The sequence below is a fragment of the Bacteroides sp. AM32-11AC genome (genome assembly GCF_003603515.1).
GTDB lineage: Bacteria > Bacteroidota > Bacteroidia > Bacteroidales > Bacteroidaceae > Bacteroides > Bacteroides uniformis.
Genome location: NZ_QTNH01000040.1, coordinates 1 through 241, shown reverse-complemented (window position 1 = coordinate 241; position 241 = coordinate 1). Strand labels below are relative to the sequence as shown.

The following is a 241-nucleotide window of genomic DNA, read 5'->3' as shown; positions in this document are numbered from 1 at the left end:
GGCTGATTTCTGTTATGATTAGAGTGTCGCCTTTCTTCATCCTCTTGAGAAGTGGACCTAATTTCCTATCATTAGCAATTTTGGTACCGGAAACCTTCTCGGACACCCATTTATCTATTACAAGTCCTTTTTCCGTTGCAAATTTCTGGACTTCGAACCTTTGGTTCTCGACAGTCTGTTTGTCTGTCGACACACGAATATATGCGTAAACCATTTTTGCGGTGAAGGTAGTCTTATTCAA

The 241-nt window shown here is 40.7% G+C and carries 1 pseudogene; it reads right to left on the bottom strand.

Annotated features, from left to right (window positions below):
- Nucleotides 1–214, bottom strand: a pseudogene (locus DW800_RS20010) (recombinase family protein); the annotation flags it as partial.
- Nucleotides 215–241 lie beyond the last annotated feature (27 nt).